Origin of the sequence: Streptomyces griseorubiginosus, assembly GCF_036345115.1 — a bacterium.
In the GTDB taxonomy this organism is placed as follows: Bacteria; Actinomycetota; Actinomycetes; order Streptomycetales; family Streptomycetaceae; genus Streptomyces; species Streptomyces griseorubiginosus_C.
On record NZ_CP107766.1, the window covers coordinates 2,020,655 to 2,045,687 of the forward strand.

The following is a 25,033-nucleotide window of genomic DNA, read 5'->3' on the forward strand; positions in this document are numbered from 1 at the left end:
CCCCCGCTCCCCACCGGCGGGGTCAGCCGAGCTGGTCGTAGTACGCGTTCCGCCAGGGGCCCGTGCCCCTGAGCTTCACCCGGTACTTGCCGCCGACCCGCTTGAAGTCGACGTCCCTCTTGTCGCCGTCGTACCGGACGGTGCCGCCCGCGAAGGGGCCGTGGAGCCACTGCTGGGCGAACTCCCAGCTCTGGTCGGTGACCACGCCGTCGTTGTCGGTGAGGCCGAAGCGTCCCTGCCACCACTGGGTGGCCGACTCGGTCTGCGGGCCGAAGGAGCCGTCGATCTGGCTCTTGGCGAAGTTGTGCCAGTCCCCGTCGTCGTCCTGCCACTTGGCGCCGTCCGCGTACAGGACGGACTGCCACAGCGCGGTGGCGTTGCCGTTCGCGTGGTCGTCGACGCCGAGGTTCTCCTCGTCCTGGAAGTCGTCGCTGACGACGCCGTTGCCGTCGATGCCGTGGTACGGGGCCGCGTCGGCCGCCGGCGCCACGGCGAGGCCGATGGTCCCGAAGCCCAGCAACGCGGCCGTCACCGTCGCGACGGCCCGCTTGCGCATGCTCATGGAAGTCTCCCTTTCCGAACCGCCGTGGTTCCCCCCGTGGTTCCCCCTGCGGCGGCTCGCTTCGCTTGGCACGGCACAGCGTCACAGGCCTGAGATGCCCACGGCGAGAGCCACCCGCGTCCCCGGTCCGGCGGGGGACGGTCCGTCCGGTGTACGGCGGAGTGGACCGCGAGAGCGGGACGTACGGGGACCTGCCGGGACGGGCTGGGACGGCTTCAGGCCGGGGTCGGCTCCAGTCGTGCCGCCCAGTTGATCCCGCCCAGCAGATGGGACCGGAACCCCGGGTCCGCGTAGGCCTCGGCCGCGTGTCCGAGGGCGGTGTAGAAGACCCGCCCCGCGCCCTGCTCCCGGCACCACACCAGCGGATGGTCCGCACCCATGCCGCCGCCGTCGTACGACGACTCGTCGGCGCGGGCCAACACCCGTACGGAGCGGCGGGGGTTGATGCGGAAGTCGTACCACTCGTCGGTGAACTCCCATACGGCGGGCAGGTGCCGGGTCGCCGGATGCTCGCGGTCCTCCACGAGGACCCTGCCGGGCTGGTACTCGGGGTGTTTGTCGAAGCGGGCGCCCAACAGCTCGCCGTAGTAGGGCCATTCGTACTCGGTGCAGGCCGCCGCGTGCACCCCGACGAACCCGCCGCCCGACTCCACATGGGCGGCGAGCCGCTCGCGCCCGGCCGGGGTGAGCACCTCACCGCTGGTGGAGAGGAAGACGACGGCGGCGTACCCGTCGAGGGGCCGCTCCAGGGCCGCCGGGTCCTCGCTCGCGTCCACCTGGAAGTCGCCGAGGGTGCGGACGGCGTCGACGGCGGCCGGGATCGAGTCGTGGCGGTAGGCGGTGGTGCGGGTGTAGACGAGGAGCCGGGGAACGGTGGGTCGGGAAGCCATGGTGTGAGGGTAGGCCGGGGGCACCCGCCGCTCACCGTGCCCGAACGACGTGTCCCTGTACGGGTGTTCCGCCGCCCGGTCGGCGTGCGTAGCCTCGGCGCGGTGAACGCGATTCCCGCACGCCTCGACCATCTGGTCCTCGCGACCCCCGACCTGGCGGCGACGGTCGCCGACTTCACCCGGCGCACCGGCGTCACGCCCGCTCCCGGCGGGGTGCATGTCGGTCTCGGCACCCGCAACCACCTCGTGGCCCTGGGCGGCACCTCCTATCTGGAGATCATCGGCCCGGACCCGGAGCAGCCGCGGCCGAGGGGCCCGCGCCCCTTCGACGTCGACATCCTGGCCGCCGCGCGCACGGTCACCTGGGCGATCGCCCCGCCCGACCTGGACGCGGCGGTGGCGAGAGCCCGCTCGCGCGGCTACGACCCCGGAGACGTCCGCCCGATGAGCCGGCGCCGACCGGACGGCACCCTGCTGCGGTGGCGTCTCACGGACGGCGACACCCAGCACCCCTCCGGCCTGGTCCCCTTCCTCATCGACTGGGGTACCTCCCCGCATCCGACGGCCTCGGGCCTGCCCGGCACTCCCCTGCTCTCCCTCACCGCGACCGCCCCGGCCCCGGACGAGATCCGCCCGCTCCTCGCCGCCCTCGACACCGGCCTCCACCTCGCCGCGGGCCCGGTGGGCCTCTCCTTCACGGTGGACACCCCGCGCGGCCCGGTGACCTTCGGCTGACGTGTCCGATTCCTTCAAGACGCCGGCTCCGGTCCCTGCCTACGGTGACCTCATGACTCCACGATTCGACGCCATCGGCCTGGTGGCCTCCGACATGGCCGCCTCCGTCGCCTTCTACCGGCGGCTCGGTTTCCCGTTCCCCGAGGGGGCCGAGTCACAGCCGCACGCCGAGGCCGAACTCCCGGGCGGGGTACGGCTGATGCTCGACACCGAGGAGACGGTCCGCTCCTTCCACCCCGGCTGGCAGCCCCCGGCGGGCGGCAGCCGCACCGGCCTCGCACTGCGCTGCGACAGCCCCGCCGAGGTCGACGCGGTGTACGAGCGGCTGGTGGGCGAGGGAGCCCACGGCGAGCTCAAGCCCTGGAACGCCGACTGGGGCCAGCGCTACGCTTCCCTGCACGACCCCGACGGCAACGGCGTCGACCTCTACGCCCCGCTACCCGGCACCGAGTAGCCGCGTGAGCGGCACGCCCGCCAGCTCCCTCACGTCCCGCGCGAGATGAGCCTGGTCGGCGAACCCGCTCCGCAGGGCCGTCTCCGCGTACGGCACCCCGGCCCGCGCCAGCACGAGCGCCCGCCGCAGCCGCAGGATCCGGGCGAGCGTCTTGGGCCCGTACCCGAACGCGACGAGGGACCTGCGGTGCAATTGCCGGGCTCCCAGGCCGAGTTCATCGGCGGCCACGGCTACGGGCGTGCCGGCGTCGAGGAAGGCGACAAGGGCACGGAGCAGGGGCTCGGGCGGGGCAGCTCGCTCCAGGACGATCCCTTCGAGGGCCACGGCGGGGTCCGGGGCCTTGGCCATCCGGTCCCGCAGCCGCCGTACCTCCGAAGCCGGCCACAGATCGGTCAACTCGACCCGCAGATCACGCAGTTCATGCCCCGGCACTCCCAGGAAGGCGGGCGCGGCACCGGGCGCGAAGCGCAGGCCCACCCAGCGGCTCGGGGCGCCCCCGGTGACGTAGGCACGGGTGTCAGGCCCGGCGACGAGCAGCCGCCCGTCGTGCCAGAGCAGGTCCATGCACCCGTCGGGCAGGACCCGTCCGGCACCGTCACCGGTCCAGAGGACAGCGCCTGTGAGCCTGGACGCCCTTTCCTCGTACACATACCCCAGGCTAAGGCTTTCAGGGGCGCCCACCGGCCCGCACCCGAAACTCCTGCGGACTGACCCCGTACCCCCTCTTGAACGCACTGGACAGGGCAAACGCACTCCCGTACCCCACCTGCCGGGCAATGGCGTCGAGCGTCGCAGAACCCTCCCGCAACCGATCCGCCGCCAACGCCAGCCTCCACCCGGTCAGATACGCCATCACCGGCTCCCCCACGAGCTCCGTGAACCGCCGCGCGAGCGCCGCCCGCGACACCCCCGCCTTCGCGGCGAGGGACGCCACCGTCCACGGATGCGCCGGATCGTCCTGCATCAGCCGCAGCACCCGTCCCACCACGGGGTCCGCCAGCGCCGCGTACCAGGCGGGAGCCTCCGCCTCGGGCCGGGAGAACCAGGCGCGGAGCGCGGCGATGACCAGGAGGTCGAGCATCCGGTCCAGGACGACCTCCTGACCGGGCTCGTCGCGCACGATCTCCTCCATGAGGAGCGGGGTCAGCGGGCACTCCCAGACGTCGGTGGTCAGCGACAGCAGCGGCGGCAGGGCGTCCAGGAGCCGGTTGCTGATCTCGCCGTCCATCAGGTACGTCCCGATCAGGACCACCGTCCCGCCGTCGAGCCGGTCGCCCCAGCTGCGGACGCCGAGGTCCATGGAGCCGTTGAGGGACCGCCCGTCGGGGTAGCGGCACTCGGCGCCGGGCAGGATCAGCGCCTGCGGGGCCGTGTCGGGGGCGTCGGCGCAGGTGTAGGGGTCGGGACCGCGGGCGATGGCGAGGTCGCCGGGGCGCAGCCGGAGGCTCTGCCCCTTGTCGGGCAGGATCACGGCCTCCCCGCGAACCATGAGCATCACCGTCAGCGGCGCCCGGTCCTCCACCCGCACCGCCCAGGGCGGGTCGAAACACGCACGGATCATGAAGGCGCCACGCGCCCGCGGTCCTTCCAGCAGGCCTGCCAGAGCGTCCATGTGGCCAGCGTAGACGCGCGCGCATGGGAATGAGCCGTTCAGCGATGGTCCCTTGCGGGGCACGGGAGTTGACTCGTTCGCATGACGGAGAACACGCGGAACACGACAGTGGTGGTGACCGGTGCCTTGGGCAGGACGGGCAGCCGGGTGGCGCGGTCCGCGCAGGCGGCGGGCCTGACGGTCCGGGCCGCGTCCCGCGCGCAGGGGTTCGACTGGGCGGACCGGTCCACGTGGGCTCAGGTGCTGCGGGGCGCGGACGCGGCCTACCTGGTGTACCCCTCGGACATCGGCGCCCCGGGGGCCGCGGAGGCGGTCGGGGCGCTCTCGCGGGAGGCGGTGGGGGCCGGCGTACGACGCCTGGTGCTGCTGTCGTCGCGGGGGCAGGACCGGGCACGGGACGCGGAGGAGGCGCTGCGCGCGTCGGGGGCGGACTGGACGGTCGTACGGGCCGCGTGGTTCTCGCAGAACTTCAGCGAGGGGCCGCTGGTGGAGGAGCTGCGGCTGAGCGGGGAGCTGGTGTTCCCGGCGGGTGAGGTGCGCGAGCCGTTCGTGGACGTCCGGGACATCGGGGACGTGGTGGCGACCGTACTGGCGTCCGGTGACACCTACGCAGGACAGGCGATCACCGTGTCCGGCCCACGCCTGCTGACGTTCGGTGAGGCGGTCGCGGAGATCGCGAGGGCGACGGGCCGCGAGCTGACGTACCGATCGGTGTCGGCGAAGGAGTACGGCGAGCGGCTCGCGGGGTTCGGGGTGCCGGAGGCGGAGGTCGGTGCGCTGGTGGAGGCGTTCGAGCAGCTGCTGGACGGCCGTAACGCCTACCTGTCGGACGGCATCCAGCAGGTACTGGGCCATGAGCCGCGGGACTTCACGGACTTCGCGAGGGAGGCGGCGGCAGAGGAAACGTGGAAGGTCTGACACAGGTGCAGTGAATCGCCTCGGGGGCGCGGGCTGCATCGATCTGCGGCTCCGCCGCGTGGGCGCGACCAGCCCCCACCGAGCCGCACCCGACAACGCACCCCTCTCAGGACCCCTCCGGCTTCTGAGGGGGATGCGTCGACTTCACATGCGTGCGCAGCCGCGACGTCACGTCCTCCGGCGGCAGGAACCGCGACCACCTCTCCGGGAACTCCGAGGGCATGTCGGGGTCCTCGGGATCGACGTCGGTGTCCCGGACCGCCGCCGCCGCGCGGGCCACATACTCGGCGACCTGCGCCTCCCGCACCCGCTCGTTCGCGGCCCGTGCCGCCGCCGTCGCCGCGGCCGGCCAGACCCGGTCGATCGCCGCGTTGACCGCCGCGCCCACCAGGACCGCGAAGGCGGACACCCCGATCCACAGGAGCACCGCGACCGCGGCCGCCAGCGAGCCGTAGATCGTCGCGCCCTCGATCGTGCTCTGGAGGTAGATCCGCAGCAGGAAGCTGCCCAGCACCCACATCGCGAGGGCCACCAGCGCGCCGGGGACGTCCTCGATCCACGGTGAGCGCACCGGTACCGACACGTGGTACAGCGTGGTCAGGAAGGCGATGGACAGGATGATCACCACGGGCCAGTACAGGACCTGCACCACCGTCTCCGACCAGGGCACGATCCGCACCACCGCGTCCGGCCCCGCCACCATCAGCGGCAGCGCCACCGAGCCGATCAGCAGGGCCGCGACGAACAGCGCGAACGCCACGAGGCGGGTCTTGACGATGCCCCGCACGCCGTCGAGGCCGTACATGACGGTGATGGTGTCGATGAAGACGTTGACCGCGCGCGAACCGGACCACAGGGCGAACAGGAAGCCGACGGAGATGACGTCGGGGCGGCCGCCCTTCATCACGTCGTCGAGGATCGGCTGCGCGATCTGCCGTACCCCCTTGTCGGACAGCACCGTGCGCGCGGCATCGAGGATGTTGGCCTCCAGGCTGCTGATGCTGTCGGTGCCGGTCCAGTCGTCGACGTAGCCGAGCAGTCCGATGAGGCTGAGCAGCAGCGGCGGCACGGACAGCAGCGAGAAGAACGCGGCCTCGGCGGCGAGCCCCAGGATGCGGTACTCGATGCACGAGTTGACGGTGTCCTTGAGCAGCAGCCAGGCGGTCCTGCGCTTCGAGACGTTCCGGTAGAGGGCACGGGCCCGGTGGAGCCGGCCGGAGGGCTCTTGAGGGGATTCGCTTGCTGCCTGCACGACCTAAAGGTATCCGCCACGGGAGCGTGCACTCATCCCCCGGTCCCGGCGTGGGGCACACCCGTGCGAGGAACGTCCGCTCGCGGCCGGTTCCTTCATGCCGTCGAAAACGCCGGGCAACTCCGCGGAAATCGTCAAGGAAATCGAACCCCTTTTCTGTCATGAACTCGGTGGCCGGATTTCGAGGCCGCGTGAAGCGGAATGCTCGATGACATATGCACCGCCCTTGAAGTGAGTTCCCCGGTGACACCCCCGAGGGACGCGAAAAGGTCATACCGCCAGCGAACGGGCGACCGTCAGGAAATCGCCATTGACTGAAACGTGCTTGACCCGTTCATGAGCACCTCGAAACAATTCGGATTGCATTCTCAGGGCCCTGACCACGGCTCGAACCGGCCACCACATCCCCGCCGCGCGGTCACTCCAGGCGCATACCGAACCGCTCCTTCTCTTATCTCATTCCGTGCCTCACGGCACTTCTCTTTCTTCCGGCACACCGGAACCACGGGGGCTCCTCACCATGATTTTCCGCTGCGCGGTGAACAGCGGGCGCTATTCCGCCGTATCCCTCTCTGGAGAAATTCCATGCCTGTTCCGTACGCGCCGAAGCCTGCCGTGCCGCGCATCGTGGGGGTTGATGTGGCACGGGGCCTCGCTCTGCTCGGTATGTTCTCCGTTCACGTGTTCGGTGCTTTTGACGAGGCCGGATCGGCCACGCCCGCCTGGATGTTCGCGGGCGGCCGTTCCTCGGCGACGTTCGCGGTGACGGCCGGGGTCGGGCTGGCCTTCACGACCGGCGGGCACCGCCCCACGCCCGGCCGGCCCGCGGCGGCCGCGGTGGCGACCCGGGCCGGTGTCATCGCGCTGATCGGGCTGCTGCTCGGTTACGCCTCACGCGCGGCGGACCTGGACGTGGACGTGATCCTGGCGTTCTACGCCCTGCTGTTCCTGATCGCGATCCCGCTGCTGGGCCTCGGCCCCCTCGCCCTGGCGGGCCTGTCGCTGACCTTGGCCGTCGGCGCGCCCTTCGCCGTCCACGCCCTGCGGGGCGTGCTGCCGGAGCCCGCCTTCGACGGCGACCCGACCCTCCAGGACGTGGTCGCCGATCCGCTCGGCCTGGTCTCGGACCTGCTCGTGCACGGCGACTACCCCGTGCTCGCCTGGACCGCCTACCTGTGCGCCGGACTCGCCCTCGGCCGCCTGGACCTGACGTCACGGAAGATCGCGCCCCGGCTCTTCGCGGGCGGCCTCGCCCTGGTCGCCGGAGTGTGGGCGGTGTCGTCGCTGGTCCTGTTCCGGTACGACGGGCTGCGGCACCTGTGGGACGCGGAGTTCCCCGGTGCCTCCCGGGCCGAGGCGCTGTGGGACAGCCCCGACGGCGTGACCTGGTGGGCGCTCGTCTCCCGCGCCCCGCACTCGACCACGCCCTTCGACCTGCTCCTCACCCTGGGCTCGGCCGCGGCGATCCTCGGCGGCGCCCTGCTGCTGACCAGGAGCACCCTTCTCACGCGGGCGCTCACCCCGCTCGCGGCGGCGGGCAGCATGCCCCTCACCCTCTACGTCGCCCACGTGCTGCTGCTCGCCACCGGCGCACTCTCCGGCTCCCCCGAGCTCCTCTACGCCGTCATGACCACCGGAGCGCTCCTCTTCGCCCTCTCGTGGCGGCACGTCGGACGTGGCCCGCTGGAAACGGTCGTCGCAGGCGCGGCCCGGCGGTGTCGCGAGGCCGTAACACCGCCCCGGCCCCCGGAACCGGTCGCGGACCCGGTCCGACTTAGCAAGCACATCGAATAGTCCATAAGACCAAAAGTGATGATCTAGGAGCTCAAGTGGTGGTAAATCCCGGCGAGATCACGACAGTCGCCCCGGTGAACGGCACCGCGCGGGTGAACGGCACCGCTGAGGTGCACGGCACCGCGCAGGTCCTCGCCGAGGTGCTGGCCGGGGTCGTGAAAACGGATCAAGTCCCCCTCGACAGCCACTTCTTCGACGACCTGGGTGCCAACTCCCTGGTCATGGCACAGTTCTGCGCCCGGGTACGGAAGCGCGACGACCTGCCGTCGGTGTCGATGCGGGACGTCTACGGCCACCCGACGATCCGCTCTCTGGCGGCGGCCCTCGCCGAGGTCCCGGCCACCGCACCGGCCCCCGCACGACCGGCCGAGCCGCCCCCGCCGCCGGGGAGCACCGCCCGCTATGTGCTGTGCGGGGGGCTGCAGTTCCTCGTCTTCGCCGCATACTGCTTCGGGGCCGGTCTGGCCATGGCCGCGGGGTACTCCTGGATATCCGCCGGCGACGGGCTGCTCTCCGTCTATCTGCGCTCGCTGGTCTTCGGCGGCGCCCTGTTCCTCGCCCTGTGCACCCTGCCCGTGGTGGCGAAGTGGGTGCTGGTCGGCCGGTGGAAGGAGACGGAGTTCCCGGTGTGGAGCCTCGCCTACGTCCGCTTCTGGCTGGTCAAGGCGCTGCTGCACGCCAACCCGATGGTCCTGTTCGCGGGCAACCCGCTGTACGTCCTCTACCTGCGGGCCCTCGGCGCCCGTATCGGCCCGGGCGTGACGATCCTGTCCCACTCGGTGCCGGTCGCCACCGACCTGCTGACCGTCGGCGCGGGCACCGTGATCCGCAAGGACTCCCTGTTCCTCGGCTACCGGGCGCACGCGGGCCGGATCCGCACCGGCCCCGTCACCCTCGGCCGGGACGTCTTCGTGGGCGAGAAGACGGTCCTCGACATCGGCACCTCGATCGGCGACGGCGGCCAACTGGGCCACTCCTCCGCGCTGTACGACGGCGCCGCGATCCCGGCCGGCGAGCGCCGGCACGGCTCCCCGGCCCGCCCCACCGACGTCGACCACATCCGCGTCCCGGCGGCCCGCTGCACCACCGCCCGCCGGGCCGGCTACGGCCTCGTGGCTCTGCTCCAGACCCTGCTGGTGTACGTCCCGCTCGGTATCGGCGGCACGTTCCTGGTGATGGACCTGGTCCCGGCCCTGGACCCGCTGCTGGAGCCGGACGCGAAGGAACTGGCCTCGGCCGCGTTCTACGCCCAGGCGCTCGTCCTGTCCCTCGCGCTGTTCACGGGTTCCGTCGTCGTGGGCCTCGTCACCGTGACCGTGCTGCCGCGGCTGCTGAACCTGACTCTCAAGGCCGACCGGGTCTATCCGCTGTACGGCTTCCACTACTCGGTGCAGCGCGCGATCGCCCGGATGACCAACCTCAAGTTCTTCAAGTGGCTGTGCGGGGACAGCTCGTACATCGTTCCCTACCTGCGGTCCATCGGCTACGACCTCTCGCAGGTCGAGCAGACCGGCTCGAACTTCGGTACCGAGGTGTCGCACGAGACGCCGTACCTGGCCACCGTCGGCAGCGGCACGATGGTCGCGGACGGGCTGTCGATCCTCAACGCCGAGTACTCCAGCACGTCGTTCCGCGTCTCCAGGGTCACGATCGGCGGGCACAACTTCCTCGGCAACCACATCGCCTACCCGGTCGGCGGCCGCACCGGGGACAACTGCCTGCTCGCCACGAAGGTACTGGTCCCGCTGGACGGCGAAGTCCGGGAAGGGGTGGGCCTGCTGGGCTCGCCGCCCTTCGAGATCCCGCGCACGGTGGAGCGCGACACCCGCTTCGACCACCTCCGCGAGGGCGACGAGCTGCGCCGCCGGCTGAGCGCCAAGAACCGCTTCAACGCCCGCTCGATGGCCCTGTTCCTGTTCGTCCGGTGGCTGCACTGGTTCGTGCTGACGCTCCTCGGCTTCGCGGTCGTAGATCTCTACGGCGGCCAGGGCGCCTTCGGCGGTCTGCTGATCGGCGGCTACCTGATGGCCGGTCTCGCGCTCACCGTGGGCTACTACGTGCTGGTGGAGCGGCTGATCACCCGGTTCCGGCCGCTGCGGCCGCAGTTGTGCTCCATCTACGAGCCGTACTTCTGGTGGCACGAGCGCCTGTGGAAGGTGCCCGACGGGCAGCTCAAGGTGTTCAACGGCACGCCCTTCAAGAACGTCGTCTGGCGGCTCATGGGCGTACGGATCGGCCACCGGGTCTTCGACGACGGTGTCGCCATCACCGAGCGGACGCTGACCGCCATCGGCGACGACTGCACCCTCGGCGCCCACTCCAAGGTGCAGGCCCACTCCCAGGAGGACGGCACCTTCAAGTCCGACCACATCGTCATCGGCGACGGCTGCACCCTCGGGGCGGGCGCGCTGGTCCACTACGGCGTCCAGATGGGCGACGGCGCCGTGCTCGGTCCCGACTCCTTCCTGATGAAGGGCGAGGAGATGCCGTCGGGAGCGCACTGGGGCGGGAATCCGGCGGTCGCGCTGCGCCGCGCCTGAACCGCCCCGCACTGCCTGCACGAGGAACAACAGGGGGAAGAAAGTCATGGAAACAGTTCCGCACCCGACGCCCGGTCCGATACCGGACGTCACCGAGTACGCGGTCCCGCTGCCCGAGGGCACACCGACCGATCCCGCCGCGCTGTCGGCGGCCCACACCAGGGTGCTGGCCGCCCTCTCGGCCGAACCCGGCGACGAGGTGAGCGTCACCGTCACCGACGGCACCCTGCGGCTGCGCCACCGCACCGGCGCCCTCGACACCGGCGCCGCCGCCCGCATCGCCGGCTACCACCTCACCGCACTCGCCCACCCGGACCGCACCAGCCTGCTGTCCGAGGAGGAACTCCGTTTCCAGCTGGAGGAGTTGGCGGGTCCGGTCCGTGAACTGCCGGACCGGCGGGTGCACGAGCTGTTCGAGGAGCGGGTCGTGAAGCACCCGGACTCCGTGGCCGCCGTCCAGGGCGAGCGGTGGTGGACGTACGCCGAGCTCGACTCCCGGGCGAACCGGATCGGCCGGGCGCTGCTGAGCCGGGGTCTGGAGGCCGAGGACGTCGTCGCCGTCGTCATGGAACGGAACCTGGACTGGATGGCGGCCGTGCTGGGCGTGCTCAAGGCGGGCGGGGTGTATCTGCCGGTCGAGCCGCACTTCCCGGCCGAGCGGGTCGCGAGGACGCTGTCCCGGGCCGGCTGCGGACTCGTCGTCACCGAACGGGGCAGCACCGGCTCGCTGTCCGGCACGTCGGCCGAGACGCTGTTCGTGGCGGACGTGTACGCGGAGGGGCACCCGGACGGCGCTCTCGGCATCACGGTCGCCGCGGGCCAGCTGGCGTACATCTACTTCACGTCCGGCTCCACCGGTGAGCCCAAGGGCGCGATGTGCGAGCACGCCGGGTTCCTCAACCATGTGCTCGCCAAGGTCGAGGACCTGGGGATCGGCGAGGACGACGTGGTCGCGCAGACCGCGCCGCAGTGCTTCGACATCTCCCTGTGGCAGCTGCTCGCCGGGCCGGTCGTCGGCGGGCGGACCCTGATCGTCGACCAGGAGACGATCCTCGACGTGCCGCGGTTCGTGGACACGGTGGTGCGGGGCGGAGTCAACGTGCTCCAGGTCGTGCCGTCGTATCTGGAGGCCGTGCTCGCCGAGTTGGGGCAGCGGCCGCGTGAACTGACCGGGCTGCGCTGTGTGTCGGTGACCGGCGAGGCGGTGAAGCGGGAGCTGGTGCAGCGCTGGTTCGCGGTCGCTCCCGGGATCCGGCTGGCCAACGCCTATGGCCTGACGGAGACTTCGGACGACACCAACCACGAGGTCATGGACCGGGTGCCGGACGGCGACCGGGTTCCGCTCGGGCGGCCGGTGCGCAATGTGCGGGTGTACGTCGTCGACGAGGACCTGGTGCCCGTGCCGTTCGGGGCGCCCGGCGAGATCGTCTTCTCCGGGGTGTGCGTGGGGCGCGGGTACGTCAACGACCCCGAGCGGACCGCGGCCGCCTTCATGGCGGACCCGTACCGGCCCGGTGAGCGGCTCTACCGCAGCGGTGACGTGGGGCGCTGGCGGCCGGACGGCCGGCTGGAGTTCCTCGGCCGCCGGGACACCCAGGTCAAGATCCGCGGGTTCCGCGTGGAGATCGGCGAGATCGAGAACGCGCTGCTGCGGGTGGACGGGGTGCGCGACGGGGCCGTCGTGGTGGTCCGGGGGACCCAGCTCGCCGCGTTCTGCACGGGGCCCGAGCCGGTCGGCGCGGACACGGTACGGGAGCGGCTGGCCGCGTCGCTGCCGTCGTACATGGTGCCCGCGGTCGTGCACTGGCGGGAGCGGCTGCCGCTGACCGCCAACGGCAAGACCGACCGCCGTACGCTCACCGCGCTCGCCGAGGACCTCGACACCGCGGGGGCGGGCGAACCCGTGACGGCCGGGGAGCGGCGGCTGGCGCGGGCCTGGGCCGAGGTGCTCGGTGTGCCCGTCGAACGGATCGGCCGGCTCGACCACTTCTTCGACCGCGGTGGCAGCTCGCTGTCCGCCGTGCGTCTCGCGATCGCCCTGGACCGGGCGATCACCCTCAAGGACGTCGTCCGCCATCCGGTCCTCGCGGACCTGGCGGGCCTGCTCGACCGGCGCGGCTGAAAGGAACCCGAGATGTCATCCACGAGTCTGCTTCCCTACCTGGATCTGGCCCCGGGCGCCCCGCCGGTCCTGCACGCCAAGTCCGCTGCTGACGCGGCGAGTTGGGCGGCCGAGCACCGTGACCCGCTGCGGGCCCTGGTCCTCGAGCACGGCTGTGTCCTGGTCCGCGGCCTCGGGCTGGCCGACCCCGGGAGCGCCGAGGCGGTCTTCCGGCGGCTGGCCGACGGCCTCATGCCCGACCGCGAGCCCTTCGCGCCCCGGCGCCGCTACGCGGACGGCGTGTACTCGTCGACCAAGTGGCCGCCGAACCAGCAGATGTGCATGCACCACGAGGTCAGCTACGGCCTGGAGTTCCCCGGCCTGCTGCTGTTCGCCTGCCTGGAGGCGCCCGGCGCCGGGGGCGCGACCGCGCTCGCCGACGCCTCGGCGGTGCTGCGGGACCTGCCCCGCGAGCTGGTCTCGCGCTTCGAACGGGAGGGCTGGCTGCTCACCCGGGCGTACCACGACGACATCGGCGCGTCCGTCGAGGAGGCGTTCGGCACGGACGACCGCGCCGCCGTCGAGCGCTACTGCCGCCGGCACGCCATCGAGTTCGCCTGGCAGGGCGACGGCTCCCTGCACACCCGGCAGCGGCGCGGGGCGGTGCTCCGGCACCCCGACTCCGGGCTGCCCTGCTGGTTCAACCAGATCGCGTTCCTCAACGAGTGGACCATGGAGCCCGAAGTGCACGAGTACCTGGTGGACATGTACGGCGCGGACGGACTGCCCTTCAACACCCGCTTCGGGAACGGCGATCCGATCGACGCGGACGTCGTGCGGACGATCAACGAGGTGTACGACGCCCACACCGTGCGCGAGCCCTGGCAGGACGGCGACCTCCTGCTCGTCGACAACATGCGTACGGCGCACAGTCGTGAGCCCTTCGAGGGGCCGCGCGAGGTGCTGGCCGCGCTCGGCGACCCGGTGCTGCGCGCCGACGGCGAGGTGAGCGGCGTATGAGCACCATGGACGCTCCCTCGTTCGCGCTGGTCACCGGCGCCCAGGTCCAACAGGCCCTCACCGGACGGGAACCGGAGATCGCGGACCTCGTCGAGGCGGTGTACCGGCTGCACGGCGCCGGTGACTCGGTGAACCCGCCGTCGTACTTCCTGCGGTTCCCGGACCGCCCGTCGTCCCGGATCATCGCGCTGCCCGCCTCGCTGGGCGGACCGCTCAGGGTGGACGGTCTGAAGTGGGTCTCCAGCTTCCCGGAGAACATCGCGTCCGGGCTGCCGCGGGCCTCGGCGGTGCTGATCCTCAACGACCCGGACACCGGTTACCCGTTCGCCTGTCTGGAGAGCTCGATCATCAGTGCCACGCGCACCGCGTCGTCGGCGGCGCTGGCGGCCGGGAAGCTCAGCGCGGGCCGGGTCCGTCCGAGCCGGGTCGGGTTCATCGGCACCGGGCTGATCGCCCGCTACATCCACACCCATCTCACCGCCACGGGCTGGGAGTTCGAGGAGACGGGCGTGCACGACCTGTCCGCCGAGAGCTCCGCCGGGTTCCGCGGCTATCTGGAGCGGTCCGGGGCGCCGGGGAAGGCGGTCGTGCACGACTCGGCCGAATCCCTCATCCGCTCCAGCGACCTGGTGGTCTTCGCCACGGTCGCCGGGAAGCCGCACGTCCACGATCCGTCGTGGTTCGGCCATCACCCCCTGGTCCTGCATGTGTCCCTGCGCGATCTCGACCCGGAGATCCTGCTCGCGTCCGCCAACTTCGTCGACGACGTGGAGCACTGTCTCAAGGCCGAGACCTCCCCGCACCTGGCCGAACAGCTCACGGGGAGCAGGGACTTCATCGACGGCACGCTCGACGACGTGCTGACCGGACGGGTGACCGTCCCGACGGACCGGACGGTGGTGTTCTCCCCCTTCGGACTGGGGGTGCTCGACCTCGCCGTCGGCCGGTACGTCCACGACGAACTGGCCCGGCGCGGCGAACTGCACGTCGTCGACGGGTTCTTCAACGAGCTGCGCCGGTACGGCTGAACGATCAGTGGCGCATGAGGAGGGGGGCGTCATGCCCGTCATATCCGATCCTTCGGAGTTCAACGAGTCAGACCTCTACGTCGACCTGCGGGCGGCGCTGGAGCTTCCGCTGTACCTGAAGTGCGAGGGCTTCAACTTCGCCGGGTCGATCAAGCTGAAGGCGGCCCGCGAGATGGTGGACGCCGCCGAGCGCGACGGCACCCTGCGGCCGGGGTCGATCCTGGTCGAGTCGTCGTCGGGGAACCTGGGGGTGGCCCTGAGCGTGATCGCCGCGAGCCGGGGCTACCGGTTCCTGTGCGTGACCGACTCGCGGTGCAACCTGCCGACGATCCGGCTGATGGAGTCGCTCGGCACCCGGGTGCACGTGGTCAGGGAGCCGAACCTGCACGACGGGTACCTGGGCGCCCGGCTCGCTTACGTGCGGGCGCTGTGCGCCTCGGACGAGCGGTACGTGTGGCTCAACCAGTACAGCAACCAGGGCAACTGGCGCTCGCACTACCGGACCACGGCGCCGGAGATCGCGCGGCGCTTCCCGGACCTGGACGTGCTGTTCGTCGGGGCCGGCACCACGGGGACGCTGATGGGCTGCGCCCGCTGGTTCTGGCAGTGGCGGCGGCCGGTACGGATCGTCGCCGTCGACAGCGTCGGCTCGGTCACCTTCGGCGGGCCGCCCGGAGTCCGTCTCATCCCGGGGCTGGGCACGAGCGTGCCGCCGCAGCTGCTCGACAGGTCGTACATCGACGACGTGGTCCTCGTCGAGGAACCGGACACCCTCCAGGCCTGCCGCCGGCTGGCCGCGCGGGGTTTCCTGTTCGGCGGCTCCACCGGCACGGTCGTCAGCGGCGCCCACCAGTGGCTGTCCGCGCACGGCAGGCGCGGCCTCACCGCGGTCGCGATCGCCCCCGACCTCGGCGAGCGCTACCTCGACACGGTGTACCGCGCGGGCTGGCCCCACGGCGCCCCCGAACCGGACCCCCTCCACGAACCGGCGGAGGCAATGGCCCACCTGGCCTGAGGCGGGTGGGGAGGCGAAAGCGCCCCGCACCGCCCGGGTCGCCCGTGGGTTCCGGCGTGGGGGTGTCCACACCGGGGGCTCCGGGCGGGGGCCGGGCGGTGCGGGGAGGGCGGGGGCCGGTCCGCAGCGGGTGCCCGGGAGTGCAGGTGGCGGGGGCCGGGGTACCGCAGCGGGTGCGCTCGGCAGTGCGGGTGGCGAGGGCGGGGGTCCCCGGCCGGTGCCCGGCAGTCCAGGCGGCGGGCCGGGGTTCCGCAGCGGGCGCCCGGCAGCGCAGGCGGCGAGGGCCAGGGTCCCAAGCCGGTGCCCGGCAGAGCAGGTGGCCGGGGGGGGCCGGGGCCGAGGTCCCTAGCAGGTGCGCTCGACGCGATCACCCCACGCCACACGCAGTCGGCCGCAGGCCGTGAGGGCCTGGATCCCCAGCCCGTGCCCGGCGGCGCAGGCCGTGAGGGCCGGGGTCCCCAGCCGGTGCCAGGCAGTCCAGGTGGCGGGCCGGGGTTCCGCAGCGGGCGCCCGGCAGCGCAGGCGGCAAGGATCGAGGTCCCAGCCGGTGCCCGGCAGAGCAGGCGGCGAGGGCCAGGGTCCCAAGCCGGTGCCCGGCAGAGCAGGTGGCCGTGGGCCGGGGGCCGAGGTCCCTAGCAGGTGCGCTCGACGCGATCACCCCATGCCACACGCAGTCGGCCGCAGGTGGCGAGGGCCGGGGTCCCCAGCGAGCGTGTTCGGCGGGATCGCCCGCCACACCACGCGCGCCCGGCCGCAGGCAGCGGCGCCCGGCCGGGCCTCGGCGCTTTCGCACCCCCGCCGCGACCTGCGCCGTGTCCGTCAGGTGACCTGCCCGGTACCCCGGGGTACTTTCGCAGGCATGGCAGGCACCACGCACACCGTGACCAACCAGCCCCCACCCCTGATCGGCTACGACGTCTACGGCGCCGACCGCGCCCTGAAGGAGGCCGTCGAACGGCACCTGGACCCGGCCCTGCTCGACGAGGTCCACGGCGAGCTGTCGGCGCTCGGCCGGGCCTGCGGCTCCGCGCAGGTGCAGGAGTGGGGGGCCCAGGCCAACGAGAACCCGCCCCGACTGCGCACCCACGACCGTTACGGCCACCGTATCGACGAGGTCGAGTTCCATCCGGCCTGGCACCGCGTGCTCGGCAAGGGCGTCTCCGCGGGCCTGACCGCCGCCTGGGCCCGCCCCGGCGGACACGTACGGCGCGCGGCGGCCTTCCTGCTGTGGACGCAGGTCGACGCGGGCAACTGCTGCCCCCTGTCGATGACCCACGCGGCGGTACCCGCCCTGCGCACCGACCCGGACCTGGCCGCCGAGTGGGAACCCCGGCTCACGTCCATGGTCTACGACCGCGAACTGCGCCCCGCCCACCTCAAGGCGGGGGCCCTGTTCGGGATGGGCATGACGGAGAAGCAGGGCGGCAGCGACGTCCGGGCCAACGCGACCTCCGCCCGCCCCCTCCCCGACGGCGAGACCTACGAACTCACCGGCCACAAGTGGTTCTGCTCGGCCCCCATGTCGGACGGCTTCCTGGTCCTCGCCCAGGCCCCGGGCGGACTCACCTGCTTCCTGGTCCCCCGGGTCCTGGAGGACGGCACCCGCAACCCGTTCCTGCTCCAGCGCCTCAAGGACAAGCTGGGCAACCGCTCCAACGCCTCCGCCGAGGTCGAGTTCGACCGGACCTGGGCCCGCCGGGTGGGCGACGAGGGCCGCGGGGTGCGCACCATCATCGAGATGGTCGCGGCGACCCGGCTGGACTGCGCCCTCGGCTCGGCGGGCCTGATGCGCCAGGCGGTGGCCCAGGCGATCCACCACTGCACGCACCGGGAGGCCTTCGGCGGCAAGCTCGTCGACAAGCCCCTGATGCGCAACGTCCTGGCCGACCTGGCCCTGGAGTCCGAGGCCGCCACCACCCTCGCGCTGCGTCTTGCGGCCGCCCACGACAACGGCGACGAGCAGGAGCGGGCCCTGCTCAGGATCGCGGTGCCGGCGGCCAAGTACTGGATCACCAAGCGCTGCACACCCCTCGTCACGGAGGCCGCGGAGTGCCTGGGCGGCAACGGCTACATCGAGGAGTCGGGCCTGCCCCGCCTGGTCCGGGAGTCCCCCCTCAACTCGGTCTGGGAGGGCGCCGGCAACATCCAGGCCCTCGACGTGGTGCGGGTCCTCCAGCGGGAACCCCAGGCCCTGAACGCCTACCTCCTGGAGATCGGCCGCACCCGGGGCGCCGACCACCGCCTGGACGCGGCCACCAAGAGCCTCTTCACGGAACTGGCCGACCTGGAGGCCGTCGAGGGCCGCGCAAGACACCTCACCGAACGCCTCGCCCTGGTGCTCCAGGGCTCCCTACTGGTCCGCCACGCCCCACCGGAGGTGGCAGACGCCTTCTGCGCCTCCCGCCTGGGCGGAGACAGCGGAACTGCCTTCGGCACACTGCCGACAAGTCTGGACCTGGCGAAGGTGGTGGATCGGGCCGGGCCGCAGGCCTGAGCCCGACAGGGGCGCGGGGCTGTGTCGATTTGCGGCTCCGCCGCGGGGCGCGACCGGCCCCCACCGGCCCGCAGTCGCCCTCGCCCCCCCGGGCGCACCCCGTAGGCGCCCCGCCCAACCGTCGGAGACGGGGGTGGTGCTGCGCCGACACGGCACCACCCCCGGCACATGGCCCTCAGAGGCCGGAGAACGCCGCTGCGAGACGACGTTCGCCCAAGTTTCAAACAAACCCGCGCACACCACCAGGGTTGCAAGGGGTTGCAACTTCCTGGCGTCTGTGGACGGACTGTGTGCCGCACTCGCGCCCGACCGGCACTATGAGACGGACAGTCAATGGACCGGAGAGCGGGAGGACCTGTGGCGCCGACACACGTGACCCACCTAGCCACCGTGGACACGGCGCGCGCGGCCCGGGTGTTGAACGACATCCGCTCCGCCACCCTGTCCGGCCGGCGCGCCCCCGTCGCCCCGCGTCCCGTGATCAAGGAGTCCTGGAGCCGCATGCTGCGCGGCGGTGTCGACCCGGACCACGACTTCCGGTCGGGGCTGCTGCCCCCTGAGGAGGTGCAGCGGCGCCGGGAGGCCACCCGGCTCCGGCACGTCCTGCCGGTGCTCAGGGACGGGTTGCTGGCGGTCGCGGACGTCGCCCACCACATCATGGTCGTCGCCGACGAGGACGGCCGGGTGCTGTGGCGGGAGGGCAGCTCCCCGGTACTGCGCAAGGCCGACGGCACCGGCTTCGAACTGGGCGCCGACTGGCGGGAGCACGTCGTCGGCACGAACGGCATCGGCACCCCGGTGGTGGTGCGCCGGCCCGTGCAGGTGTTCGCCTCCGAGCACTTCGTGCGTTCGCAGACCTCCTGGACCTGTACCGGCGCCCCCATCAAGGATCCGCGGGACGGCCGGCTGATCGGCGTGGTCGACGTGAGCGGGCCGCTGGACACCATGCATCCGGCCACGCTGGCCTGGGTCGACTCGGTGGCCAAGCTCGCCGAGTCCCGGCTGCGCGAGCTGCATCTGACCTCGCTGGAGCAACTGCGGGCGGTGGCCTCGCCGGTGCTCGCCCGGCTCACCGGCAGGGCCCTGGTGGTGGACGCGGACGGCTGGACGGCGGCGGTCACGGGAATGCCGTACGCGAACCGGATCGCGCTGCCCAAGTCGCCCTCGCCGGGCCGCCGGTGGCTGCCCGCGCTCGGTCTGTGCACGCTGGAGCCGCTGGCGGGCGGCTGGTTGATCCGCGCCGCCGACCAGCCGGAGCCGCCCGGGGTCACCCGGATCGTCCTCGACCTCGCGCACCCGCGCCGCTGGACGGTGACGGTGTGGGGCGGCGCGGGCACCTGGAGTCATGAACTGAGCCCCCGGCACGCCGAGTTGCTGTACCTGCTGGCCCTGCACCGCTCGGGCCGCAGTGCGGCGGGCCTGGCCGGGGACGTGTTCGGCGATCCGGGCCGTACGGTGACGGTGCGCGCGGAGATGTCCCGGGTACGGCGGTATCTCGGGGCGTTCCTGGAGCATCGGCCGTATCGTTTCTGCGAGGACGCCGAGGTGGAGGTGCTGCTTCCGGACAATCCCGGCGACCTGCTGCCGCACTCGACGGCCCCGGCCGTGCTCGGGGCCCGCACAGTCACCGAGACCGAGTGAAAACCCTCGATCTGGGCGGATCTTCCGCATAATTGCAGGGTCTTCGTCCCCAGCGGTGCCTGACTGCCGTAGTGTGCCTCTACGGGCCACCCCACCTGCTCCTCGGTCAACGTACGGATCATCAGGCGCAGTTGGCCCGCCTCGGGAGGACGGTATGAAGCATCGTGGCAGACACCGCAGGCGGAAGCGTGGCCAAGCGCTGCGCGCCTTCCTGGCCGGGACCGCTCTCGCGCTGACCGCGGCCGCCACCATGATCAGCGCGTCCCAGGCCACCGTGGCCGCCAATCCCGGGGAGTTGAAGCCTCTCGACTCCGCCACCGAGACCGCCCCGCTGCGACTGAAGGAATCCCTGGTTCCCGAGCGCACGCTCGACCGGCTGTCGGCCGCGATGGGACGTCCCGTCGGGGTCTCCGCGGTCCTCGCCTCCGCCGACCGGAGCCTGCGCGACGCGATCGACTGCACGGCCGGTGAGCGCAGGGCGCTGCCCGTGGCGCCGGCGGCCACCGCCGCGTACTGCTGGGACGCGGCCGACACCCGGTCCTGGCGGGCCGGGGCGGTCACCACCTCGGGGGACGCCGACGACGACGGTGTGTGGGGCACCCATCGCGTGATCCTCTCCGCGTGGAGCCGCACCGGCACCGCGGCGCACGACGGGGGCCTCGCGCGGGTCGCCTTCGTCGACGCCGACGACCTGGACCGTCCCACCTACTCCTGGGCCCTGCTGGCCGTCCCGGTCGACGGCGGACGCGACTTCCGCGGCCTGGTCTCGCAGGTCTCCGGCATGGTCTGGTACCAGAACAAACTGCTGGTCACCGCGAGCGGCGAGGACGGCGACGCGCTGTACGTGTACGACATGAACCGCGTCCAGCGGGCCAGCGTCGACAGTTCCGCGGTCGGCAAGGTCCGCGGCGGCTGGTCGGCGCACGGCGCCCCGTGGGTGCTGCCCGCGGTCGGCTCCTACCGCCTGACCGGTGACTCGGGCGCCGCCCGGCCCGACTATCTCTCCCTGGACCGCAGCACCTCCCCGGACTCCCTGGTGGCGAGCGAGTGGGTGTCCTCGGGCGACGACCGGGGCACGCGGCTGTGGCGCTACGACTTCAGCGGCGCCGCCGACCGTGCCGGACTGCTGGCCACCGACACCGAGGGCTACGCGCGCGTCCACGACGCCTACGTCACCGAGGCGTCCGGGTCCGGCCCCGTCCTGTCGTACGACTCCCGGTGGTACCTGAGCCGGGCGGCCGACAGCGAGGGCGATCACGGCATCCTGTGGCGCCAGACCTCCTCCGGCACCGCCAAGTCGACCCGCTGCGGCACGGACGAGTCCCGCGCCTGCTGGAGCGGGGAGTCGGAGTCGCTGTCGTACTGGGAACAGACGGGCGAGGTGTGGTCGCAGTCGGGCCGGGTGCTGTTCGCGCTGCCGCTGGCCTCGATCGACAGATCTCTGGGGTAGATGGTTCCCTGGCCTCCATGCCGAACATCCCCGTGACCACCTGGTCCCTGGAACAGACCGCCCCGACCGACCTCCTTCCGGCCGCCGTCCCGGACGGCGACGTCCACGTCCGTCGCGCCGAGATCCCCTCCCCCGAGTTCAGCCGCTATCTGTACGCCTCCGTGGGCGGGGACATCCGCTGGACCGACCGGCTCTCCTGGACGTACGCCCGGTGGCGGGAGCACCTGGAGCGGCCGGGCGTGGAGACCTGGGTGGCGTACGAACAGGGCACCCCCGCCGGATACGTGGAGCTGGAGCCGCAGGACGACGGCGTGGTGGAGATCGTCTACTTCGGCCTGATCCCGGCGTTCCGCGGCCGGCGGATCGGCGGCCACCTCCTCTCGTACGGCACCGCCCGCGCCTGGGACCTCGCGGACCGCTGGCCAGGGCTGACGGACACCAAGCGGGTGTGGCTGCACACGTGCAGCAAGGACGGCGAGCACGCGATGGACAACTACCAGCGCCGTGGCTTCAAGCTCTTCGACACCAAGGTCGAGGAAGAGGCGGAGGTACCCGCACCGGGCCCCTGGCCCGGGGCATACCCGGCCTGACCTGCGGGAACAAGAGGTCCCGCGATCTTTGTGACCAACGACACCCTCGTCTCGCCTGACGAGACAAGGGTGTCCACATGGCGGATAAAGCTGGACTGTGTCCAGATCGCCGTGACACGCTTCCGTCATGTCTGGAACTGGAATTGCCTTGGTGAGTCGGCGGCACGTCGACCTCGGCCGCATGTCCAGCGCCATCTGTCCGGTGCGCTGACGAGCCGCAGCGTCACCCGGTACATCTTCTCGTTCTCCTCCCCGCGCAATGACGCGCAGGTATACCCATGCGCCCGTACGCGCAGGTAAGAGCCGCTTTCCGCCTGTCCCGAAGGACGTAACAACCATGGCCGCCACCCCGCAGAACCCTGCTGCCGCAGCGCCCCGCCGCAAGGTGAGCCGTCACCGCGGTGAGGGTCAGTGGGCCGCGGGGCACCACACCCCGCTGAACGGCAACGAGCAGTTCAAGAAGGACGACGACGGTCTCAATGTGCGGACACGCATTGAGACGATCTACTCGAAGCGCGGCTTCGACTCGATCGACCCCAACGACCTGCGTGGGCGGATGCGCTGGTGGGGCCTCTACACCCAGCGCAAGCCCGGGATCGACGGCGGCAAGACCGCGATCCTGGAGCCGGAGGAACTGGACGACAAGTACTTCATGCTGCGGGTGCGGATCGACGGCGGACGCCTCACCACCCAGCAGCTGCGCGTCATCGGCGAGATCTCCGAGGAGTTCGCGCGCGGCAGCGCGGACGTCACCGACCGGCAGAACATCCAGCTGCACTGGATCCGCATCGAGGACGTGCCGGAGATCTGGAACCGCCTGGAGGCGGTCGGCCTGTCCACCACGGAGGCCTGCGGCGACTGCCCGCGTGTGGTCATCGGCTCGCCGGTCGCCGGCATCGCCGAGGACGAGATCATCGACGGCTCCTGGGCCATCGAGGAGATCCACGAGCGGTACATCGGCAGCAAGGAGTTCTCCAACCTGCCCCGCAAGTTCAAGACGGCGATCTCGGGATCCCCGCTTCTGGACGTGGTGCACGAGATCAACGACATCGCGTTCGTCGGTGTCGAGCACCCCGAGCACGGCCCCGGCTTCGACCTGTGGGTCGGCGGCGGCCTGTCCACCAACCCCAAGCTCGGCGTCCGGCTCGGCGCCTGGGTGCCGCTGGAGGAAGTGCCCGAGGTGTGGGCCGGCGTCGTCGGCATCTTCCGCGACTGGGGCTACCGCCGGCTGCGCACCCGCGCCCGTCTGAAGTTCCTCGTCGCCGACTGGGGCCCGGAGAAGTTCCGCCAGGTCCTGGAGGACGACTACCTGAAGCGCAAGCTGGTCGACGGCCCCGCGCCCGCCGAGCCCTCGGGCCGCTGGCGCGACCACGTCGGTGTGCACCGCCAGAAGGACGGCCTGTTCTACGTCGGTTTCGCCCCGCGCGTCGGCCGCGTCGACGGCGCCACCCTGACGAAGATCGCCGAGGTCGCGGAGGCACACGGCTCGGGCCGGGTGCGGACCACCGTCGAGCAGAAGATGATCATCCTCGATGTCGAGGAGGCGCAGGTCCAGCCGCTGGTCGAGGCCCTGGAGGCACTCGACCTGACGGCCAAGCCCTCGCCCTTCCGGCGCGGCACCATGGCCTGCACCGGCATCGAGTACTGCAAGCTCGCCATCGTCGAGACCAAGGCGCGCGGCTCCCAGCTGATCGACGAACTGGAGCGCCGGATCCCGGAGTTCGACGAGCCGCTCACCATCAACCTCAACGGCTGCCCGAACGCCTGCGCCCGTATCCAGGTGGCGGACATCGGTCTCAAGGGCCAGCTGGTCCTCAACGACCGGGGCGAGCAGGTCGAGGGCTACCAGGTGCACCTGGGCGGCGCGCTCGGTCTGGAGGCCGGGTTCGGCCGCAAGGTGCGCGGCCTGAAGGTCACCGCCGAGGAGCTGCCCGACTACGTCGAGCGCGTCCTGAAGCGGTTCCAGGCCGAGCGTGAGGACGGCGAGCGGTTCGCCGCCTGGGCCTCGCGCGCCTCCGAGGAGGCCCTCTCATGAGCGAGCGTGCCGCCCCCTTCTACTGCCCCTACTGCGGCGACGAGGACCTGCGTCCCAGCGAGCAGGGCCACGGCGCATGGGAATGCGCGGCGTGCAACCGCGCATTCCAGTTGAAGTTCCTCGGGCTGCTCGCCCGGGGCCTTCAGCACAACGACGCAGGGGGAGACCGGATATGACCGCGATCCAGGAAGAGCGCACGACCGACGACCTCAAGGCCCTCGCCGAGCAGGCGGGCCGCGACCTGGAGGACGCCTCCGCGCTGGAGATCCTCCAGTGGGCCGTCGACACCTTCGGCAAGCGCTTCTGCGTGACCTCGTCGATGGAGGACGCGGTGGTCGCCCATCTCGCGTCCCGCGCGATGAAGGGCGTGGACGTCGTCTTCCTCGACACCGGCTACCACTTCGAGGAGACCATCGGCACCCGGGACGCGGTCGAGGCCGTGATGGACGTCAACGTCATCACGCTGACCCCGCGTCAGACGGTCGCCGAGCAGGACGCCGAGTACGGCCCGAAGCTGCACGACCGCGACCCCGACCTGTGCTGCAAGCTCCGCAAGGTCGAGCCGCTGGAGCGGGGCCTGAAGGACTACGTGGCCTGGGCGACCGGACTGCGCCGCGACGAGTCCCCGACCCGGGCGAACACCCCGGTCGTCGGCTGGGACGAGAAGCGGCAGAAGGTCAAGGTATCCCCCATCGCCCGCTGGACCCAGGACGACGTGGACGCCTACGTCCAGGAGCACGGAGTGCTCACCAACCCCCTGCTGATGGACGGCTACGCGTCCGTCGGCTGCGCCCCCTGCACCCGCCGTGTCCTGGAGGGCGAGGACGCGCGCGCCGGCCGCTGGGCCGGGCGCGCCAAGACCGAGTGCGGGCTGCACGGATGACCGCCACCGACAAGGAGTT

General features: G+C 71.9%; 22 protein-coding genes. 17 read left to right on the plus strand and 5 right to left on the minus strand.

Annotated features, from left to right (window positions below; genetic code table 11):
• Window positions 1–22 precede the first annotated feature (22 nt).
• Window positions 23–562 carry a peptidoglycan-binding domain-containing protein gene (locus OHN19_RS09180; protein WP_330263702.1) on the minus strand — a complete coding sequence of 180 codons (540 nt, stop codon included), beginning with the start codon at window positions 560–562 and terminating at the stop codon, window positions 23–25.
• Between the two features lie 215 nt (window positions 563–777).
• Complete coding sequence (locus tag OHN19_RS09185; RefSeq protein WP_330263703.1) at window positions 778–1,452, minus strand: ThuA domain-containing protein; 675 nt, start codon at window positions 1,450–1,452, stop codon at window positions 778–780.
• A 102-nt stretch (window positions 1,453–1,554) separates the two neighbouring features.
• On the opposite strand from OHN19_RS09185, the gene OHN19_RS09190 reads away from it, so the two are divergent.
• Entirely contained in the window at window positions 1,555–2,187 is a 633-nt protein-coding gene (locus tag OHN19_RS09190; RefSeq protein ID WP_330263704.1) for a VOC family protein, read from the plus strand.
• A 52-nt stretch (window positions 2,188–2,239) separates the two neighbouring features.
• On the plus strand, window positions 2,240–2,641 hold the full coding sequence (locus OHN19_RS09195) for a VOC family protein (RefSeq protein WP_330263705.1): 402 nt from the start codon (window positions 2,240–2,242) through the stop codon (window positions 2,639–2,641).
• Here the strand turns inward: OHN19_RS09195 and OHN19_RS09200 are convergent.
• On the minus strand, window positions 2,624–3,289 hold the full coding sequence (locus tag OHN19_RS09200; RefSeq protein ID WP_330263706.1) for a helix-turn-helix domain-containing protein: 666 nt from the start codon (window positions 3,287–3,289) through the stop codon (window positions 2,624–2,626). The genes OHN19_RS09195 and OHN19_RS09200 overlap by 18 nt on opposite strands.
• A gap of 19 nt (window positions 3,290–3,308) precedes the next feature.
• The gene (locus OHN19_RS09205) at window positions 3,309–4,253 is read right to left on the minus strand and encodes an AraC family transcriptional regulator (protein ID WP_330263707.1); all 945 of its coding nucleotides are present in this window, start codon (window positions 4,251–4,253) and stop codon (window positions 3,309–3,311) included.
• Window positions 4,254–4,334: 81 nt separating this feature from the next.
• On the opposite strand from OHN19_RS09205, the gene OHN19_RS09210 reads away from it, so the two are divergent.
• Window positions 4,335–5,171 (plus strand): NmrA family NAD(P)-binding protein, encoded by an 837-nt coding sequence (locus OHN19_RS09210; RefSeq protein ID WP_330263708.1) that lies wholly within the window; start codon window positions 4,335–4,337, stop codon window positions 5,169–5,171.
• A gap of 106 nt (window positions 5,172–5,277) precedes the next feature.
• Here OHN19_RS09210 and OHN19_RS09215 read toward each other — a convergent pair whose 3' ends face one another.
• Entirely contained in the window at window positions 5,278–6,423 is a 1,146-nt protein-coding gene (locus OHN19_RS09215) for a YihY/virulence factor BrkB family protein (protein ID WP_330263709.1), read from the minus strand.
• 585 nt (window positions 6,424–7,008) lie between these two features.
• Here OHN19_RS09215 and OHN19_RS09220 point away from each other — a divergent pair.
• The 14 genes from OHN19_RS09220 to OHN19_RS09280 all read left to right on the plus strand — a co-directional run bounded on the left by OHN19_RS09220 (window position 7,009) and on the right by OHN19_RS09280 (window position 25,014).
• Window positions 7,009–8,217, plus strand: a complete 1,209-nt coding sequence (locus OHN19_RS09220) for a heparan-alpha-glucosaminide N-acetyltransferase domain-containing protein (protein WP_330263710.1) — start codon at window positions 7,009–7,011, stop codon at window positions 8,215–8,217.
• A 74-nt stretch (window positions 8,218–8,291) separates the two neighbouring features.
• Window positions 8,292–10,757 (plus strand): Pls/PosA family non-ribosomal peptide synthetase, encoded by a 2,466-nt coding sequence (locus OHN19_RS09225; RefSeq protein ID WP_330269564.1) that lies wholly within the window; start codon window positions 8,292–8,294, stop codon window positions 10,755–10,757.
• A 46-nt stretch (window positions 10,758–10,803) separates the two neighbouring features.
• Window positions 10,804–12,879 (plus strand): non-ribosomal peptide synthetase, encoded by a 2,076-nt coding sequence (locus OHN19_RS09230; RefSeq protein WP_330263711.1) that lies wholly within the window; start codon window positions 10,804–10,806, stop codon window positions 12,877–12,879.
• A 12-nt stretch (window positions 12,880–12,891) separates the two neighbouring features.
• A complete protein-coding gene (locus OHN19_RS09235; RefSeq protein WP_330263712.1) occupies window positions 12,892–13,878 on the plus strand; it encodes a TauD/TfdA family dioxygenase in 987 nt (328 codons plus the stop codon).
• The gene (gene sbnB / locus OHN19_RS09240) at window positions 13,875–14,906 is read left to right on the plus strand and encodes a 2,3-diaminopropionate biosynthesis protein SbnB (protein WP_330263713.1); all 1,032 of its coding nucleotides are present in this window, start codon (window positions 13,875–13,877) and stop codon (window positions 14,904–14,906) included. The genes OHN19_RS09235 and sbnB overlap by 4 nt, the downstream gene beginning before the upstream one ends.
• 31 nt (window positions 14,907–14,937) lie before the next feature.
• The gene (sbnA, locus tag OHN19_RS09245) at window positions 14,938–15,921 is read left to right on the plus strand and encodes a 2,3-diaminopropionate biosynthesis protein SbnA (RefSeq protein ID WP_330263714.1); all 984 of its coding nucleotides are present in this window, start codon (window positions 14,938–14,940) and stop codon (window positions 15,919–15,921) included.
• Between the two features lie 859 nt (window positions 15,922–16,780).
• Window positions 16,781–18,415 (plus strand): acyl-CoA dehydrogenase family protein, encoded by a 1,635-nt coding sequence (locus OHN19_RS09250; RefSeq protein WP_330263715.1) that lies wholly within the window; start codon window positions 16,781–16,783, stop codon window positions 18,413–18,415.
• Window positions 18,416–18,748: 333 nt separating this feature from the next.
• Window positions 18,749–20,056: a GAF domain-containing protein gene (locus OHN19_RS09255; protein WP_330263716.1), complete on the plus strand. Its 1,308-nt coding sequence runs from the start codon at window positions 18,749–18,751 to the stop codon at window positions 20,054–20,056.
• Window positions 20,057–20,210: 154 nt separating this feature from the next.
• The gene (locus tag OHN19_RS09260; protein ID WP_330263717.1) at window positions 20,211–21,506 is read left to right on the plus strand and encodes a hypothetical protein; all 1,296 of its coding nucleotides are present in this window, start codon (window positions 20,211–20,213) and stop codon (window positions 21,504–21,506) included.
• A 17-nt stretch (window positions 21,507–21,523) separates the two neighbouring features.
• Window positions 21,524–22,096: a GNAT family N-acetyltransferase gene (locus tag OHN19_RS09265; protein ID WP_330263718.1), complete on the plus strand. Its 573-nt coding sequence runs from the start codon at window positions 21,524–21,526 to the stop codon at window positions 22,094–22,096.
• A gap of 127 nt (window positions 22,097–22,223) precedes the next feature.
• Window positions 22,224–22,307, plus strand: coding sequence for a putative leader peptide (locus OHN19_RS43905; protein WP_349817346.1), 84 nt, complete (start codon window positions 22,224–22,226; stop codon window positions 22,305–22,307).
• Between the two features lie 126 nt (window positions 22,308–22,433).
• Entirely contained in the window at window positions 22,434–24,131 is a 1,698-nt protein-coding gene (locus OHN19_RS09270; protein WP_330263719.1) for a nitrite/sulfite reductase, read from the plus strand.
• Window positions 24,128–24,307, plus strand: a complete 180-nt coding sequence (locus OHN19_RS09275) for a hypothetical protein (protein ID WP_330263720.1) — start codon at window positions 24,128–24,130, stop codon at window positions 24,305–24,307. The genes OHN19_RS09270 and OHN19_RS09275 overlap by 4 nt, the downstream gene beginning before the upstream one ends.
• Entirely contained in the window at window positions 24,304–25,014 is a 711-nt protein-coding gene (locus OHN19_RS09280) for a phosphoadenylyl-sulfate reductase (protein ID WP_123763790.1), read from the plus strand. The genes OHN19_RS09275 and OHN19_RS09280 overlap by 4 nt, the downstream gene beginning before the upstream one ends.
• Window positions 25,015–25,033: the final 19 nt, after the last annotated feature.